The 15,245-nt window shown below is 59.0% G+C and carries 17 protein-coding genes and 1 tRNA gene; 12 read left to right on the forward strand and 6 right to left on the reverse strand.

The window, feature by feature from the left end:
- Positions 1 to 46: 46 nt before the first annotated feature.
- Positions 47 to 472: an OsmC family protein gene (locus AC2VLR_RS03145; protein WP_486880829.1), complete on the forward strand. Its 426-nt coding sequence runs from the start codon at positions 47 to 49 to the stop codon at positions 470 to 472.
- A gap of 10 nt (positions 473 to 482) precedes the next feature.
- Positions 483 to 968: an RrF2 family transcriptional regulator gene (locus AC2VLR_RS03150; protein WP_486880830.1), complete on the forward strand. Its 486-nt coding sequence runs from the start codon at positions 483 to 485 to the stop codon at positions 966 to 968.
- 4 nt (positions 969 to 972) lie between these two features.
- Here the strand turns inward: AC2VLR_RS03150 and coq7 are convergent, their stop codons facing one another.
- A complete protein-coding gene (gene coq7 / locus AC2VLR_RS03155) occupies positions 973 to 1,599 on the reverse strand; it encodes a 2-polyprenyl-3-methyl-6-methoxy-1,4-benzoquinone monooxygenase (RefSeq protein ID WP_486880831.1) in 627 nt (208 codons plus the stop codon).
- A gap of 72 nt (positions 1,600 to 1,671) precedes the next feature.
- On the opposite strand from coq7, the gene AC2VLR_RS03160 reads away from it, so the two are divergent.
- The 5 genes from AC2VLR_RS03160 to AC2VLR_RS03180 all read left to right on the forward strand — a co-directional run bounded on the left by AC2VLR_RS03160 (position 1,672) and on the right by AC2VLR_RS03180 (position 4,592).
- Positions 1,672 to 1,989: a (2Fe-2S) ferredoxin domain-containing protein gene (locus AC2VLR_RS03160; RefSeq protein ID WP_486880832.1), complete on the forward strand. Its 318-nt coding sequence runs from the start codon at positions 1,672 to 1,674 to the stop codon at positions 1,987 to 1,989.
- Positions 1,989 to 2,723, forward strand: a complete 735-nt coding sequence (locus AC2VLR_RS03165) for an alpha/beta hydrolase (RefSeq protein ID WP_486880833.1) — start codon at positions 1,989 to 1,991, stop codon at positions 2,721 to 2,723. Before AC2VLR_RS03160 ends, AC2VLR_RS03165 begins: the two co-directional genes overlap by 1 nt.
- Positions 2,701 to 3,633 (forward strand): ATP-binding cassette domain-containing protein, encoded by a 933-nt coding sequence (locus tag AC2VLR_RS03170; RefSeq protein ID WP_486880834.1) that lies wholly within the window; start codon positions 2,701 to 2,703, stop codon positions 3,631 to 3,633. The genes AC2VLR_RS03165 and AC2VLR_RS03170 overlap by 23 nt, the downstream gene beginning before the upstream one ends.
- Entirely contained in the window at positions 3,630 to 4,409 is a 780-nt protein-coding gene (locus AC2VLR_RS03175) for an ABC transporter permease (protein ID WP_486880835.1), read from the forward strand. The genes AC2VLR_RS03170 and AC2VLR_RS03175 overlap by 4 nt, the downstream gene beginning before the upstream one ends.
- A gap of 106 nt (positions 4,410 to 4,515) precedes the next feature.
- Positions 4,516 to 4,592: transfer RNA gene (locus tag AC2VLR_RS03180), tRNA-Met, on the forward strand.
- A gap of 129 nt (positions 4,593 to 4,721) precedes the next feature.
- On the opposite strand, the gene AC2VLR_RS03185 is transcribed toward AC2VLR_RS03180, so the two are convergent.
- The 5 genes from AC2VLR_RS03185 to AC2VLR_RS03205 form a co-directional block, all read right to left on the reverse strand.
- Complete coding sequence (locus AC2VLR_RS03185) at positions 4,722 to 6,029, reverse strand: ParB/RepB/Spo0J family partition protein (protein WP_215850968.1); 1,308 nt, start codon at positions 6,027 to 6,029, stop codon at positions 4,722 to 4,724.
- Positions 6,022 to 6,801, reverse strand: a complete 780-nt coding sequence (locus tag AC2VLR_RS03190; protein ID WP_215850967.1) for a ParA family protein — start codon at positions 6,799 to 6,801, stop codon at positions 6,022 to 6,024. Before AC2VLR_RS03190 ends, AC2VLR_RS03185 begins: the two co-directional genes overlap by 8 nt.
- A 519-nt stretch (positions 6,802 to 7,320) precedes the next feature.
- Positions 7,321 to 7,908, reverse strand: coding sequence for a S26 family signal peptidase (locus AC2VLR_RS03195; RefSeq protein WP_319025679.1), 588 nt, complete (start codon positions 7,906 to 7,908; stop codon positions 7,321 to 7,323).
- A gap of 94 nt (positions 7,909 to 8,002) precedes the next feature.
- A complete protein-coding gene (locus tag AC2VLR_RS03200) occupies positions 8,003 to 8,278 on the reverse strand; it encodes a hypothetical protein (protein WP_215850972.1) in 276 nt (91 codons plus the stop codon).
- Complete coding sequence (locus AC2VLR_RS03205) at positions 8,278 to 9,477, reverse strand: nitrilase-related carbon-nitrogen hydrolase (RefSeq protein WP_215850965.1); 1,200 nt, start codon at positions 9,475 to 9,477, stop codon at positions 8,278 to 8,280. Before AC2VLR_RS03205 ends, AC2VLR_RS03200 begins: the two co-directional genes overlap by 1 nt.
- A 34-nt stretch (positions 9,478 to 9,511) precedes the next feature.
- Here AC2VLR_RS03205 and AC2VLR_RS03210 point away from each other — a divergent pair, with 34 nt between their 5' ends.
- From AC2VLR_RS03210 to AC2VLR_RS03230, 5 genes are all read left to right on the forward strand, one after another.
- Positions 9,512 to 9,940 (forward strand): type II toxin-antitoxin system RelE/ParE family toxin, encoded by a 429-nt coding sequence (locus tag AC2VLR_RS03210; protein ID WP_215850964.1) that lies wholly within the window; start codon positions 9,512 to 9,514, stop codon positions 9,938 to 9,940.
- Positions 9,937 to 10,218, forward strand: coding sequence for a helix-turn-helix domain-containing protein (locus AC2VLR_RS03215; protein ID WP_065974901.1), 282 nt, complete (start codon positions 9,937 to 9,939; stop codon positions 10,216 to 10,218). The genes AC2VLR_RS03210 and AC2VLR_RS03215 overlap by 4 nt, the downstream gene beginning before the upstream one ends.
- Before the next feature lie 900 nt (positions 10,219 to 11,118).
- Positions 11,119 to 13,023: a hypothetical protein gene (locus AC2VLR_RS03220; RefSeq protein ID WP_486880836.1), complete on the forward strand. Its 1,905-nt coding sequence runs from the start codon at positions 11,119 to 11,121 to the stop codon at positions 13,021 to 13,023.
- Positions 13,020 to 14,573, forward strand: coding sequence for a hypothetical protein (locus AC2VLR_RS03225; protein ID WP_215850962.1), 1,554 nt, complete (start codon positions 13,020 to 13,022; stop codon positions 14,571 to 14,573). Before AC2VLR_RS03220 ends, AC2VLR_RS03225 begins: the two co-directional genes overlap by 4 nt.
- Positions 14,567 to 15,245, forward strand: a 679-nt coding sequence (locus tag AC2VLR_RS03230; RefSeq protein WP_486880837.1) for a hypothetical protein, incomplete at its 3' end; no start/stop codon positions are given. The genes AC2VLR_RS03225 and AC2VLR_RS03230, both read left to right, overlap by 7 nt.

Raw genomic sequence — 15,245 nt, forward strand, 5'->3', positions numbered from 1 at the left:
TATATTGTCATCTAATGGTACGTTATTGTTGATAAGGGAGCGAAGCATGCAGGCACAGGTGCAATGGATGGGTCCTGGTCAGATGAGCTTTGTGGCCAGCGCCGATAGCGGTCATGCAGTGGTCATGGACGGATCGCCCGACATCGGTGGGCACAATCTCGGTGCGCGGCCCATGGAAATGCTGCTCATGGGTCTGGGCGGCTGCGCGAGCATCGATGTGGTGATGATTCTGCAGAAATCCCGTCAGGATATTGCCCGCTGTGTCGTCGACATTCACGCCGAAAGAGCGGATGCCGACCCCAAGGTTTTCACCAAAATACATCTGCATTTCAGGGTATCCGGCAAAGCACTGGATCCCAAGCGAGTAGCGCACGCCATCAGTCTTTCGGCGGAAAAATACTGTTCAGCCAGCGTAATGCTGGGCAAAACAGCAGAAATCACCCACGACTTTACGGTCGTCGACGAATCCTGAGGAAGTTTTCATGCTACTGAGTAAAACCAGCGAATATGCTTTACAGGCATTGATTTACCTTGCCGCCCAACCGGCGGGCGAACCGGTGTTGAGCCGGGATATTTCCGATTATCTGCGGGTTCCGGCCCAATATCTGGCAAAAATCCTCCAGGATCTGGCCAAACGCGGCGTCCTGGACTCCTTCAAGGGTCGGGGGGGCGGTTTTGTCCTGCGCCCTGGTGCCGAGCAAATGAATATTCTCGATATTGTGGAAGTGGTGGAAGGTCAACCCTTTGGTCAGGGCTGTGTACTGGGCCTGAAAGCCTGCGCCGACGAAACTGCCTGCCCCATGCATTATCAGTGGAAGCCCTTGAAGAAAGATGTGATGGGCCTGTTGGCCCAGCAAAGCATCGGCAGCATGGCGGAAGCCGTACGTGCCGGTCGTTATCGCATCCATCTGCCGGGTGGCGGCGAGTTGTCGGTCCGGCCCGTGGTCAGCAGACACCCGGTGTCGTAAGCCACTAAATCCACAGCGCTCCGCGCGTCAGCACCTTCGAGAACAGGCCCATCGCCATCCGCACCGGCATGGGCAACCTCTCGGCACCCAGAGACTCAGCAGTGGCGGCGTGGCCGACCTCATCATCGCGCATCTGCGCAACTACCGCCCGGCTACGCTCATCATCCATCGGCAAGCTCTCCAGATGGCTGTTCAGGTGTTCTTCCACCTGGTTTTCCACGGCTACCACCAGGCCGAGATTGGTTCCGCGACCCTGCCGAGCAGCTAGAAAACCCATACTCCAGCCGGCCCCATACCACAGGGGGGCCAGCAGGCTGGGGCGGCTGTTGAGTTCACGCAGGCGGGTCTGGCACCAGCGCAGATGATCTTCTTCTTCACTACGGGCATGTTCCAGCTGGGTCTTGAGTTCCGGATCAGCAGTGCCCGCCGCCTGTCCGGTGTAGAGCGCCTGAGCCATCACCTCACCGGCGTGATTCACCCGCATCATCCTTCCCGCCTGCTGGCGCTCCCAGGGACGCAGCAGGGTGTCAGGCACTTCTTCACCGGGATAAGGCCGATCACTGCCGGCCTGCAGTCCGGTCAGGGTGCGCAAGGCATTATCCAGATTGGCAATAAGCAGATCACTGAGCATGACTTCTCCCTACGCTGTTTGTAAATGCTGATTCAGGTATGATGGTCCTCAGCAGAGAAAGGGTCAACGCTTATGGAAGATGGTTTCTATCAAAGACATTTGTTTATCTGCCTGAATCACCGCGACAATGGCGAGCAGGCCTGCAACAACAGCGGGTTGGCTGACGAAATGTTTCATCTGGCCAAAAAGCACGCTAAAGCTCTGGGAATTCATGGCGATCATCAGGTGCGCGTCAATCGCTGCGGTTGCCTGGGCCGTTGTCAGGAAGGGCCAGTCGCAGTGGTATATCCCGAGGCAGTCTGGTACACCTTTGTGGATGGTGATGACGTGCGGGAAATTGTCGAATCCCATCTGCGCGATGGCGTTCCCGTTAAAAGGTTGCAGATCTAATGCTGCCCATCGACCGCAGTCATCTGTATGACGGGGGTGAACTGGCCGGCCTGGAGTGCGTCGGCGAGAAAGTCGTCATCCCCGGCCCCGCTGGCGATCTGGAAGGGCTGACCGCCTGTCCGGACAAAGAAACCCGGGGGGCGGTGGCGGTCATCCTCCACCCGCATCCGTTGTATGGGGGCACTCTGCATAACAAGGTAGTGCATTATCTCAGCCGAACCTGCAATCTGCTCGGCATCCCCTCTCTGCGCTTCAATTTTCGCGGCGTGGGCGAAAGCGCTGGTAGCTATGATGATGGTCGCGGAGAAACGGATGACTGTCTGGCGGTTCTCGATTGGGTACAGCAACGCCGCCCGGGTTTTGACATCTGGCTGGCGGGCTTTTCCTTCGGGGCTTATGTCGCTTACCGGGCGGTCCAGCACCATCCGCGCATCACCCGCCTGCTGACGGTGGCCCCGCCGGTCAATCTCTTTGATTTTCAGCAGCTGCCTCCGCCCGAATGTCCCTGGACCCTCATCCAGGGCGAACAGGACGAGCTGGTTCCAGCCGCCAGCGTCCAGCACTGGGTCGCAGGTTTGCCGGTGAATCCGGTGACGCTGCTGCTGCCCGCAGACCATTTTTTTCATGGTCAACTGAATACCCTGCAAACAGCGCTCCTGCAATCCCTCCAAGACGAAGTCGCGCAGATGCACTACACGGGAACAAGCCCTTGTGCTGAATCCCGCATTTCTTGACCTGCAGCAGCTGCAAAAACAGTATGGTGGCCACCCGGTTTTGCGGGGCGTGACATTTTCCGTAGCAGCGGGAAGCTGTTTTGCCCTGGTAGGCCCCAACGGCGCCGGCAAAAGCACCACGGTTCGCGCCATCCAGGGTCTGACGCCGGTGGACGGCGGGGAAATCCGCATCGCGGGACAGACACTTTCAGCACTGGGCACGGCCGGGCGGGCCAAAATCGGGGTCGTCCCGCAAATGGATAATCTCGACCCGGACTTTACGGTAGAAGAAAATCTTTGGACCTATGGCCGCTATTTTCGTCTTTCCAAAGTCAAAATCCGCCAGCGTAGTGCTGAGCTTCTGGATTTCATGGCGCTGAGCAACTATGCCCGACAACCCATTACGGCGCTTTCCGGTGGTATGCAACGCCGCCTGACCATTGCCCGGGCACTGATTAATGCGCCGCAACTGCTCCTGCTGGATGAGCCCACCACAGGGCTGGATCCCCAGGCGCGGCATCTGATCTGGCAACGCCTGCGGGATTTGCGGCGGCAGGGGACCACCCTGCTGCTCACCACCCACTATATGGACGAAGCGGAGCGGCTCGCCGATCAGGTCGGCATTATTGATCAGGGTCGCATCCTCGTGCAGGACACGCCCCAGGGCCTGATCAGCGCCCATATTCCGGGAGAAGTGCTGGAATTGCGACGCCTCGATGGTCATACGCCAGATCCGGAAAACTGGCATCAACCGCATGTTGCCGTCAGTGAAAGGGTCGGGGACACCCTGATCTGCTACGGGCAGGATCTGCAGCCCGTCATGACACATTTTGCCCATGACCCGGCCTATCGCTGGCTGCAACGACCCGCCAGCCTGGAAGACGTGTTTTTGCGCCTCACCGGTCGCCAGCTGCGCGAGGCGGAGCAATGAGCAACTGGCAGGAGGCGATTCCCGGTCCCGGCGCGTTTGCAGTGCTGCAACGGAATTTTGCCGTCTGGCGCAAGCTGCTCATCCCCAGCATGCTCGGCAATTTTGGTGATCCCCTTCTGTATTTGCTGGCCCTGGGTTACGGGCTGGGGCATTTTGTCGGGCCCATGGACGGGATGCCTTACATCACCTTCATCGCCTCCGGCATTGTCGCCAGCAGCGTGATGAATACAGCCAGTTTCGAAGGCTTGTATTCCGCATTTACGCGCATGAATGCCCAGCACACTTATGCGGCCATGCTGGCCACGCCTTTGCGGGTCAGCGACATTCTCGCCGGGGAGGTCCTCTGGACCGCCGTCAAGGGCTTGATCAGTGCGCTGGCGATCATCATCGTCGCTTACTTTTTCGGCGCCATTCAGGGTCCCTGGGTCTGGCTGAGCATTCCTGTCATCCTGCTGGCCGGACTGAGCTTTGGCAGCCTGGCCCTGGTCATGACCGCCCTCGCCCGCAGTTACGATTTTTTCATGTATTACTTCACCCTGGCGGTGACACCGATGTTTTTATTCTGCGGAGTTTTTTACCCTCTGCACTCGCTCCCGCTCTTTGCCCAGGATATCGCCCAGGCATTACCCCTCACCCATGCCGTGGCCCTGCTCCGCCCCTTGCTCACCGGACAGCTTCCCCAGCAAGTCGGCTATCATCTTGCGGTTTTGCTGCTCTATACCCTCCTTGCCTATGCAGTGGCCTGGTACCTGCTGGTAAGGCGGCTGTTACGCTGAGCCACCCCTGCGTTTTCTCGCTTCTGACCGTTTATGGTGCTCCCGGCCATTTCTTCCTGCTCTTTCTTGACAGCACGGGCCATAAACGGTTTAATCTGCGCCTCACGGCGCTTTAGCTCAGTCGGTTAGAGCAGCGGAATCATAATCCGCGTGTCCGGGGTTCGAGTCCCTGAAGCGCCACCAATAAAAACAAAAAGTTAAGAACCGTTTTCCACCCATCCAAATCGACTTCCGTGCAATTTGTGTGCAAATCGGCTCGAAAGGCACCTGCTTTCCCGCAGACCCGTGAAGCCCGATTTGCACAGCGGTTGCTCACGACAGGGCCCTGCCCAAGGCATCCAGCAGGGTATCCCGATCCAGATCCAGAGGGCGGGCCAGGCCTGCTTTCTCAAAGATCAAGGTGATCAGCTCGCCTGGTAGCTCGATCGTGAGGGAGTCACTCCGACCGCGACTGGCCTGTTCCACTGCCGTGTACGGGCTGGCTACGGGATCCGAAGCATCCTGCCGCTCAAATCTGGGTTGATCGATCTCTGGCTCTAACCGATCCGTCTCCGGGTTCCAGTGCTCCGGAGCGTCCTCAAAGCCTCCGGCGTTGCCGGAATCTTCCACCGCATTCTGCTCGTGGCTCCGGGAACTAGTCGGAGTTTCGGTTTTCGCTCGGGGCTCCGCTTTCTGGTCGTTCCTGTCGGTACGGTCTGCGGTGCTCGCCAGGGCATCGGCCAGGCTCATGCCGCTCTGCACCCGTGCCAGTGCCGCCGCCTTTTCGGGATCGGCTTGCCAGGACTGGAGTATCCGCAGATCGTCCAGGGATAGTCCCCGCCCACGGAGATGTAGGGTGCTTTCCAAGTCATAGCGGTTGGCCTCCTCGTCCAGCAAGGCGCGCGTGTAGGGCTCGCCTTGGGCAATCCTCACGCGCATCGCCTCCAAAATAGCTTGCCGCCCATCGGCAAGCCACGACTTCATGCGCATCAAGTCGGCCTGACCAATCTCCTCCAGAGGAACACCGATTCGATTGGATACTTCCTGAGCCTCTGGGCTGGCAACATTCAAAATTTGGCGTATCCAACCCTCGGATTTTCCCAAGCGTCGAGCCAGCTCACGTCCGGACATCTTCGTCTCTTCCATGAGCTTTTGCAGGGCCCTGGCCGTATCCAGCGGGCTCATATCTTCCCGTGCCAGATTTTCCACCATCTGCATTTCCAGCCGGTCGTGTTCCGACTCGGGAGCCACCAGCACAGCCGGAATCCGCGTCAGGTCATACCCCTTACGTTCGCAAGGTGTTCCCGATTGCAGGGCGATTTTTGCGGCACGCCAGCGCCGCTCGCCGGTGACGATGCGGTAGCGGCCACCGCCCAGAGAGCGCACCGTAATGGGCTGGATGACGCCGTGTGCCTGGATGCTGCCCGCCAATTCTTCCAGCCCGTGCGGGTCATCACCGTCCGACATACCGGAGATGCGCCGGGGTTGATCCGGGTCCGGCTCGATGGCATCCAGCGGCAAAAATTGGTAGGCCGATTGGGGTGTGTCCGCAGGCTTTTTGGCGACAGCGGCCTCCAAATCCTGGAATGCCCGCCGGGTGACGTGGTTCTGAATCGCCTTGCTGATATCGACCTTAGCCATGTGCTTCCTCCTGCGTCTCGGCATCGTCTACCGCCAAAACCTGCTCCGTGAGTTGCTTGCAGACTCCTGCCCACACCGCCGCTGCCGGGTCACTCCGGTCGTAATCCCAGACCGGCCTCCCGTCTTTTAGCGCGTTGGGCACTAGGGTGCGAGCGGTCAGTTCCTCCGGGAGCATATGCGGTCCAGCCGCAGCAGAGCGGCGGAGCGTGTCGAGAATCGCTTCCTGATGCGTGGAGTTCTTGATGCGCTTGTTGACCACCAGCCGCAGGTCTAGACGAATCTCCTGGGCAATGTCCGTCCAGATGTGCAGTAGCCCCGCGAGTCCCTGGATCGCCTGAATCTCCGGCTCCAGAGGGACCACCAGCAATCCGCCCTGTTGCATGGGAACCACCTGTCGGGCGCCCACGGCGGGCGGCGTGTCGAATACCACCAGGTCGTAATCGAGGGAGTGCAGCCGGTACAGCGCTTTCTGTGTCTCTTCTACGGGCTGCTTGTCGACCTCGGCGGCATACTCGTTGCCGGGCAGCACGTCAAAGGACATGCGCGACGCCATGGGCCTCGGAACCGGCAACTCGTCATTCCACAGATCAAGCACCGTACCGGCTTCGTACCGTGCTCTGCCGGTAGCCAGAAAGGTCGCGTTTCTTTGGCCGTCCAGATCGACCAGCAGCGTCCGTGCGCCCTTGGCCCGCGCCGCGTATTCGGCGATGTGCAGGGACAGGGCGGTTTTCCCAACTCCGCCCTTCTGGTTCGTTACCGTAATGAACTTCATGAGGAATCCCCTTGTTCGCAAGAGCTTTCGCTCGCCGTTCCCGTTCGTAGGCGGGTGGGTACTGGTACCAGGCCCACCAGTAGAGCATCGTGTAGTAGAGGCTCGACACGCTGATCTTCTCTTTCGCCGCCAAGGCCTCCAGCCGTATGGCGGTCTCGTACCGGACGCGCACGTTGACCTGCGTCCAGCCGGTGACGGTTTTGCTGCCCACCTCCGAAAGCCGGGTGGTCAGGCCCTTGGTAGGCCGCCAGCGCAGGCCGTATTTCCACGGCGCTTCGGTGAGGAACTGCTCCGCGCAGTCCTGATACATGGACTTGAGCGTCTTTCCCAGGGCGAAGGCCAGCGCCTTGGTGTACAGGTGCATCTTCACGGGCAGGCGGGTGGAGACTTCGGCATATCGGCTGCCCCTTTCTTGCAAGACACGCATGGGCTCCGACTCCATTGTTGCTGACGTTCCGAGGGTAGAGCCAAAGCCCGATTGCTCAGCCGGATGCCCCCGCTGGTTTTGGGAAAGCCGCATCAATCCCCCTTCCGAAGCCAGTATTGGCTACCGGGGAGGATCCAGCACGGATGTGCCGCTTGCAGGATATGCCCCTGGGACACCGGCCCGTAATAGCTGGAGTCAAAGGCGTAGTTCCCCGGTGCGTAGAGCCAGACCTGGCCGTTTTTGAGGTGGTAGGTGCCGAACGGGTAATGCAGGATCGCATCCCGCCCGCCTGGGGTGCGCCGGTCCACGTGCGAGTTCGGCAGGTAGCGGCCATCCACCCAGACCCCCTGACGGGAGAGCGTGACCGTCTGGCCGGGTAGTGCCCCGACCTGCTTGATCCAAGGCTGATTCTCGGGAAACCAGTGGTCCCGGAGGCCTTCGGCGACCGCAGGATGGGTGATGGGATCGGGAAGCTCGACTTCCACCAGCTCTCCATCGTGCAGCGGATAGGGGTTGCCGATGAGTTGGTAGAGACCCAACGGCTCGCAGGTCGACAGGTTCAGGACCAGATGCTCCCGTTGCATCCAGATCCCCACGCCAGCGAGCAGGCACAGCAGACCAACGATCGCCCAGAACAGCCACCAAAGCAGTCGTTTTGCCCAGACGTACCAGCGCTTCACAGGTTGCTCCAGTGTGGGTTGCAGGGACGGAGGCTATGGGCCGAAACACCGGGCCAGCGCACAGCGTCCCTTCTGGCCTTGGTTTTGGTTCGGTTCATGAGTAGTTCCCCTTGTCCCGTAGCCGGTCCCGAATTTCCCGCATCTTCTTGGCATGACGATCCAGAACCCAGACCATGGGAACAAAGAACAGCCGGAACGGGAGAAAAAACAGGGTTTCGAGATGCTTGGCGGCCCAGAGCAGTCCCTCCGCCATCTTGCGGGGGGCGGGACGCTCGAAGTACCGAATCAGTGCAGCATCCCATTTTCGGAATAGGGCTTTTGCTTTCATGCACAGGGTATAGACCGAGTGGGCCCGAGATAGCGCAGCCATCACTGGTTCACCGCGAAGAGCACCGGAACCCCGAGAAAAGTCCCCCAGGCCTTGGCGGAAGCTCGCTGAATCGCCGGGATGTCTGTTCCCCTGGCCCACCAGTCGTTCGCCGGAGCCAGCAGAACCTCAGGGCGGTAGAACGCCAGATTCAGCGCCGGCCATATCAGCAGTTGCTCGTAGCAGATCAAATATCCTACCCGCAGGGCCCCCACCGTGGTCATTTCTGGTTTCTGGGAAAAGGGAGCCATGCGAAAACTTCCCACAGGTTTCCAGGGATGCCACATGGAGAAGGGCACGGGGATGTGATCGGGGAGCATCTGGGTCTGCCCATCGTGGATCTGCACGAGCGCGTCGATGTAGCCGCGACCGTGGGGGACAAAGGCACCGACAAAAACTGTCTGGCTTTTGTGGGCGGCGGTCCAGTGAACCACTGGCCCCCAGATATCCTCCGTCCCCGGCAGCCAGGGTCCAGCTACGGTCTCCGGCAGCAGAACCATATGGACACCCTTGTGCAGCAATGCCATGGTGCTTCGCTCCAGTCGCATCGAAGCCTCGACGTAGGACAGCGGGGAATCGAGATGCCCCAGGCGGGTATTCACCCCAACCCAACCGGCGGGAGCAGGATGGCGCGCGGCCAGCACAAGCGATCCCGCCCCCAAGGCGGCGGCCGTGCCGAGACCAACCGCCAGACTGGTCAATACCGCTTTTCTTCCTAAGGCCGTCAACGCGATACCGAGCAACACCAGCATCACGCCCGTCCATCCCTCCGAGATGGCCCCCAGCCAGGGAGAGGTCCATCCAATGATCCCCAGTGGGGGAAGGATGGTGGAGATGGCCGACAGCAAAGCCGTGGTCAACACGCCAGCGCACGGCGAGCCGATCAGCGACCGGGCCCGGTGGAAGATGGGCCCGTAGAAGCCATAGGGGAGAGCGAAGATCAGTGACGAACTTGCCCAGAAGGCCAATCCCAGGAGCAAACCGGCAGACGGAAAGAACACCGCCGTCCCATGAATAAGTCCCCAGGTTGTTGCCAGGTGATAGCCGAGCATCAGCAGAAATGGTCCCGTCCAGCCACGATAGGCAACCATGGGAACCGCCACCAAAGCCGCCGAGGCAAACCAAATGGCGTGGGGCCAGGCGAGCCAGCCAATAGCCGCGCCGATCAGAAATGGGGTCAGGAGATGGATTGCTTGCTTCATGTCGGGGTATAGACCGACACGGGCGGAGATAACGATGTGCGTACCGGGTACGCACTCCAACGCTGGGGAGGGCGCTGATGAAGTTGACGTTGTTGGTCTATACAAGATTTTGTATAATTGCTGGATGACAGCTCTCAAACCCATCGTCTTTCTGGGGTCTTCCTTGGACGACCTCAGAGCCTTTCCTCTGTCGGCCAGGCGTGAAGCGGGGTACCAGTTGGATCAGGTACAGAGGGGAATGGAGCCGGACGACTGGAAGCCGATGAATAGCGTGGGTTCGGGAGTTCAGGAGATTCGGATACGGGATACAATGGGGATTTACCGGGTTCTGTATGTGGCAAAATTTGCCGACGCGATTTATGTGCTGCACTGTTTTCCGAAGAAGGCCCAGAAAACCCGCAAGGCGGATCTGGATTTAGCGGGGCAGCGGTATCGGGACCTATCGAAGGAAATGCCATCATGAGCAATGAACGTTATGCAAGCGTGTGGGATGCGATTGAGGATACCCGAGAGGAAGCGGAGAACATGAAGCTCCGCTCCCAGTTGATGATGTCCCTGAAGAACCATATTGTCCGAACCGGGATGAATCAGGCCCAAGCAGCCCGGCTTTTTGGCGTGACACAGCCGCGCGTTTCCGATCTGGTGCGCGGCAAGGTCGACCGGTTTAGCCTGGACATGCTGGTGAACATGGCGACAGCAGCCGGGCTGCACATAGAGCTACGGGTGCTGGATGCCGCCTGACGTCGGCTGAACGCTGAAATTTGAGGGTATAGCGCGCTGCGGAGCGGGTGAGTGCGTATCGGGTACGCACTCCAAGAGCAACAAAGTGGAATCCGGGATTCCATCCTAGGCCTAAGCGAAATCCCGGACTTCAACCCGCCGGGACAGGCGGAAGCGACAGAGGCAGGGAGAGTAGAGCCGGTGAGTTGTGGAAACTCATCTCTCCAATGTCGGGGTGGCAGTGCGTACCGGGTACGCACCCCAACGCCGGGGAGGGCCGAACCGACAGATGCGAAGCGAGGGCTGCTTCACGGCTCCAAGAAACCGACAGCCGCCGCTCTATTCCCCCTTTATCTTGCGTTCCATCCTGCGTTCCATCCTGCTGACTCAGCGTGCTTAAAGTGAGAGCTAGAAAATGCTACTCGCCTGGAGAGCGAAGCGAGGGCGAGTAGTCCCCGATAGACCACGCGGTGTACTGCATCCGCCGAAACGACCGCGACAGCTGGGAGTGTAGGCGCGTGCAGTGCCGCTTGGTGGCCGTTCAGCCATTTGGGAGTGTGCCGTCTGCGCCCATCGAGGCACATGACGGTACGCCGGTGACCAGGGCGGCCGGGGCCCATTCGTCCAATCGCCAGCGCAAGGCCGTTCGCGCATGGACGCGCGAAAAGGCGTGCCGAGCACGGCGTTTCTCTTTACCATATCTGAGCAAATGATGGGTCCCGACGCCAGCCAGCCAACTGCTGATCAGCAAGGCGTATGGTATACAATGCACGTCTGAGGTAAGCTTAATGGTGTGACATGAAACAGAATGCAGATGTTAAAAATACTAGGGCCCGCTTGGTGTCAATAAGCTCGAACGGGTCGCCGAGACCGACAACGTCAATCGGACATCTAGTTGTTTAGGGTATATGTAACACACATATGATGAGTTCCCCGCAGCGATACGAAAGCAATAGCGAAACTCCACCGGCCAGCGCGTGGGTCCGTTTTCTTCGCAGTTATGGCCCAACGTCGAACAATCTGACCATGTTCGACGAGTACGTGTCAGGAGCCCTAGGCCGAGCCAAGATCCAGCCGATCAGCATTTCGACGCCACTACTCGATGACATGGTTCAACACATCGAATCCAGTGCTCCGGGATCGCTCTTAATCGCAGGCACTGCGGGCGACGGCAAGACCTATCACTGTCGGGCGCTGTGGACTCAGATCGGGGGTGACCCCAAGGTCTGGGCGAGCAAGGGCAACGTGAAGGAGCATTGCCTGGCTGATGGACGTATGGCGGTCTTTATCAAAGACCTCTCCGAGTTTAATGGCGACGAGAGCGACTTTTCCCTTCAGCGGCTCGAAAACTCTGTCCTTGGCGGCGATAACTCGGAGATCGTGATCCTAGCGGCTAATCATGGACAAATTCTCGATCGTCTACGCGATCTGGGAAAGCGGCAGGGCCGAGTTCATCCGCTTCGTAAACCGCTTCAAGAGCATTTTCTGCAAGCGGGTCCCGCACCTGATCGACTCGCTGTCTTCGACCTCAGCCGTACAACCAACCGCAAGACCTTAGAAGAGGTGGCCACGGCTGTCGCTGGGCATCCTGAATGGGAAAACTGTAAGCGTTGTGCGCTTAAAGCCGATGGAAAGGTCTGCCCCATCGACGAAAATCGCCGCCGGTTGCTGGGCGAATACGATGGCGGACAACTCTTCCGGCGCCTTGGAGACTTGGTTGAAATCGCAAGGCTCAATGGAATGCATTTGCCCATGCGCGATCTGCTTGCACTTTGCTCGAATATGGTCTTGGGCTGCTCGGATGCAAGGCTGGCCAAAGAAAATCTGATGACGTGCTCCGATGTCACCAAGATTCAAGAGAGCGGCAGCGTTGGCAAGGCAAGCATCTATGCAAATACCTTTGGCGCAAATCTGCCCAAACGCAGGGCTTCCGAGCGCCTCATCTTCAAGGCGATGTCCAGCTTTGGCGTGGGCGAAGAATCCACCAATGCTGCTGATGGGCTGCTGGTCTATGGCAAAGACGACCCTCGGCTCCAAGCCGACTTTGCTCGTCTAGTGTCCAACGACCCGATCTATGGGGCTGGAGCGGCTTTTCGCGCAGCCCAAGATGCTTACTTGGAGGGCTATGAAGGTGCTCGACTGGAAGGCGGCTCTGCCGAATTCCTCGAAATGCTCGAAGACCAGCGTCGCCGGCTCTTTTTTACGCTCCCTGATAGGGAGCCCGGCTATCCCCACTGGTCGATGACCGCTTTCCGCTTTGCCGGCGACTATCTTGAAACCATCGGAGCCCTCAAGGCAAAGAGGCCAGTCGGCGAGGCAGTCCGCGAGCGCATTGCCAAGGGGCTTAACCGGGTGCTGACGGGGCTCCTTCTCGAAAACATCGATCGAATCTTCATCGCGAGCTCGGGCGGCTTCACGCAAAGCCGGGTGAGTGTCCTTTGCGACCATGAGACGCCCTCCCGTAGGCAAGGCGGGGTTGGCATGGCGATACGGCTCGTTGAAGAGACTGGCAGGCCGCAACTCGACGTGTCACTCGCGGTGGGAGCCGGCAACTCGGTCGCCTTCGACCTGACGCCCATCCGACACGAGTTCCTTTCGCGCGTGGCCGAGGGAGCACTGCCGGCAAGCTTCTCGAACGAATGCCTCGAAGATTTGTTGGCCTTCAAGGCGAAACTCCTTCGCAAGGCTGAGATTGTCAGGAAGGCCGGCATGGCTAACGACGACGAGGTTGGCGGCGAGACTTCCGCATTGACTCTCAACTTCATCGATATCGAGCCAGGCGGCCGCGGTTTCTCGCGCCCAGTAATTGTGAGGGCACTGGAATGAGTGCAATCATCAAACGGCCGGAAATCAAGAGCGTCGACTTCTGTGTCGATGAAAACATTTGGGGGCACCGCCTCTATGACGAGCAGTTGCCGCACTTGACAGTCCTCGAATTTCTGGGGGTGCTTGGCTCGAATCTGGATCGGCCGCTGAAGCTGCGCGAGGAGCACGGTGGTACCGTCATGTTCAAACCGCAGCGCCAAATCCGCCTGCGCGGCCTGCTGTTCAATAATCCCTACGTCGAATTGATCGCCGATAGCGCTGCATCCGACGAGGAGAAGTGGAGGCAGTGGTTCGAGCGGTTTGCTCAGGGGGCAACAGGCAATGGCGATGCGGACATGGCGTATCTGCGCCGCTCGTTCGCCAGCTTTGACGACTTTGCCAAGGCCATTGAGCTCCTGCGCTCATCTTCCTTCGAATCCCGCAGTAATAAGCGCTGGAGCTCCAAGTTCGTCTTCCCCTTCGGCCCGGACGCCCTCTACGAGGACTTGGAGATCGATTCGCGAGGCAAGATGAGCAACGACCGGCGCTTCTTTGCACGGACGGGCGAGCTGCTCTATCTCATGCTTGCGCGGGCCAAGCGAGGCGAGGAGCTTGGCGATATTCTCTCTAAACGCCTGTTCAATCGAGGTTCTCCGATGAACCGATTGGCAAGGGTTTTGCAGGGTGAGCCGCAGCTCGCAGACGATCGGCGCTCTGCGGGTTATCTGCCCGAGGCATCTAACCCGCGCTTCGATCAAATTTGCGAGGACTGGCTGTCGATCCTTAACAAGGATATGCCGATCTACGACGCGTTGGAGCACCTAATAGTAATCTCTGGGCTCAACATGCTCCTCTACTTCCTGGAGAGGGCCAAGAGGGTGGCTGGCAATGATGATCCCGTCGAGATCGTCTGTGAAATTGTATCTAAGGGGCGAACCAAGGTCCGAGTTCTCTCCGGTGATAGCTACCAGTTCAATCAAGCCTTGTCATCCAAGGCTGTGCTTGCACATGTTGAGTCGATTCGGCTGGACGCTGCCTGGGCCGCTGCTGCCGGGGCTGAGTTTTCTGAGGCCGAGCAAATCGAGCTCATACGTGAGCGCTTCCAATGGCCGCCGGTCGATGGCGGTGATGACGACGATTACTCTCGGAAGAGTCCTGACGACTTGGTCGCTAATTTGGTTGAGAAGGCTTTGGCTCGGCATGGGCAGCATGTTGGCAAGATCCATGCAGCATGGTCGCGGGCTATCGGTCTAAGCTCTCGCAGGCTATCGCGGCGCACACGCTATGCCCCCGATGATCGGCTGCTCAAGTCGATCGTGGTGTCGACCGTCGACGATCGGATGCAATTCGATGAGTTCCTTGCCGAGGCCAAGCGCCGATATGGCCTGATCATCGGCGACGCCGAAGGCTCCAGCCTACTGGATGCCAAGTTGGTCGACCAGGAGGAGCTTAGCGAAAACCGCGACAACCTTGAAACCAGGCTTGTTGGCCTCGGCCTGGTTCGCAGGCTCTCGGATTCCTGCTCATTTGTTGAAAACCCATTTGCGTTTAAGGGAAATGTCGCATGCTAACCGATCGAATTATCGGACGCGTCGGCGCGAACATTCTCGCCAAGCGCATATCCAATCCTGGCCAACCTGTCGATTCAGCGGCCCTTTTCAGGCTCGACAAACTTTCTGCCAGTCAAGTGGCAGCGGTGGCGCGAGCAATCCTTGCCAATTCGGATTTGCACGCCCAAGTGGACCTGATGATCCCCGAGGCTTTGGTGGAGGGTCAGGGCTTGCCATCTGAAATCCTGATCCAGCACAACGCAGGCTACGTCCGCAACAACGCCGCCACTGCCAAGGCGGCGATCCTGACGGCCAACGGCAGCGAGCATAACCTTGCGGATACTCTCGGGCACGTCATGGCGATCGGTGCCAAGGAAATGCGAGCCGAGGCCGAGCCGTGGGTCGAGGCTGCTCTCCATGCCGGCGGTATTTCGCCTGTGTCTGACGACAGAGCGGTTTTCGTTGCAGCCCTTGGAGGCCTACTTACTTCCTCTGAACTTTCGCTAGTCCAACTCGGCGAATTTTGCTCCGCGATTGTGGATGCCATTTCCACACATGGGCTGCCTATACGCGATGCAGTGGGCTTTGCTTTGCCTAGTGCGTATTCTGTTGATCGTGGGCACCGATTCTGGCGATCGTGGGCACCCCTGGAGAGGGAACATTTTGGTCGTTGTGATTTTAAGCACGGGTGGT

The organism is Acidithiobacillus sp. TH-A117, from assembly GCF_057473465.1.

Excerpts from the sequence above, each read along its gene's own strand:
- AC2VLR_RS03190 (WP_215850967.1), bottom strand. The coding sequence starts at position 6,801 with ATGAAGTTCATTACGGTAACGAACCAGAAGGGCGGAGTTGGGAAAACC.
- AC2VLR_RS03175 (WP_486880835.1), top strand. The coding sequence starts at position 3,630 with ATGAGCAACTGGCAGGAGGCGATTCCCGGTCCCGGCGCGTTTGCAGTG.
- AC2VLR_RS03145 (WP_486880829.1), top strand. The coding sequence starts at position 47 with ATGCAGGCACAGGTGCAATGGATGGGTCCTGGTCAGATGAGCTTTGTG.
- AC2VLR_RS03210 (WP_215850964.1), top strand. The coding sequence starts at position 9,512 with ATGTGCGTACCGGGTACGCACTCCAACGCTGGGGAGGGCGCTGATGAA.
- AC2VLR_RS03160 (WP_486880832.1), top strand. The coding sequence starts at position 1,672 with ATGGAAGATGGTTTCTATCAAAGACATTTGTTTATCTGCCTGAATCAC.
- AC2VLR_RS03200 (WP_215850972.1), bottom strand. The coding sequence starts at position 8,278 with ATGGCTGCGCTATCTCGGGCCCACTCGGTCTATACCCTGTGCATGAAA.
- AC2VLR_RS03225 (WP_215850962.1), top strand. The coding sequence starts at position 13,020 with ATGAGTGCAATCATCAAACGGCCGGAAATCAAGAGCGTCGACTTCTGT.
- AC2VLR_RS03185 (WP_215850968.1), bottom strand. The coding sequence starts at position 6,029 with ATGGCTAAGGTCGATATCAGCAAGGCGATTCAGAACCACGTCACCCGG.
- AC2VLR_RS03150 (WP_486880830.1), top strand. The coding sequence starts at position 483 with ATGCTACTGAGTAAAACCAGCGAATATGCTTTACAGGCATTGATTTAC.
- AC2VLR_RS03205 (WP_215850965.1), bottom strand. The coding sequence starts at position 9,477 with ATGAAGCAAGCAATCCATCTCCTGACCCCATTTCTGATCGGCGCGGCT.
- AC2VLR_RS03220 (WP_486880836.1), top strand. The coding sequence starts at position 11,119 with ATGATGAGTTCCCCGCAGCGATACGAAAGCAATAGCGAAACTCCACCG.
- AC2VLR_RS03165 (WP_486880833.1), top strand. The coding sequence starts at position 1,989 with ATGCTGCCCATCGACCGCAGTCATCTGTATGACGGGGGTGAACTGGCC.
- coq7 (WP_486880831.1), bottom strand. The coding sequence starts at position 1,599 with ATGCTCAGTGATCTGCTTATTGCCAATCTGGATAATGCCTTGCGCACC.
- AC2VLR_RS03215 (WP_065974901.1), top strand. The coding sequence starts at position 9,937 with ATGAGCAATGAACGTTATGCAAGCGTGTGGGATGCGATTGAGGATACC.